We start from the raw sequence: 539 nt of genomic DNA on the forward strand, positions 1-539 counted from the left end.
CGTGGTAATATCTCAGAAGAGCAATTTGCAAAAATTATTCACGCAATGCGTTCCTTACAAACAATCCCTCTTTATATTGATCAAACGGGTGGTGTATCCCTTGCACAATTGTCCGCCCGTGCAAGGCGTCTTAAACGACAACATGGTCTAGATGTCTTGATTATCGATTATATCCAACTCATGACAAGCGGTTCAAAGCGTTCATTAGAAAATCGCGTTCAAGAAATTACAGCCATTACCACTGGATTAAAAGCACTTGCAAAAGAACTCAATATTCCCATCATTGCTTTGTCACAACTTTCACGTCAAGTAGAAAACCGAACCGATAAACGTCCACAACTCTCTGATTTACGTGAATCTGGTTCAATTGAGCAAGATGCCGACATTGTTCTGTTTGTTTATCGTGAAGAATATTATCTCAAAAATGAAGAACCGAAAGAAGGCACTGCTGAGTATAGCAAGTGGCAAGAGGCAATGGAACAAGCCAAGGGTAAAGCCGAGGTTATTATAGCAAAACAACGCCATGGTCCGACAGGAAT

General features: G+C 40.8%; 1 protein-coding gene. It reads left to right on the forward strand.

Annotated elements, in window-relative coordinates:
• On the forward strand, nucleotides 1-539 hold a 539-nt coding region (locus ACFIK6_RS10275), incomplete at both ends, for a DnaB-like helicase C-terminal domain-containing protein (RefSeq protein ID WP_375642792.1).

It is taken from the genome of Bartonella sp. AS69XJJH (genome assembly GCF_042195585.1).
GTDB lineage: Bacteria > Pseudomonadota > Alphaproteobacteria > Rhizobiales > Rhizobiaceae > Bartonella.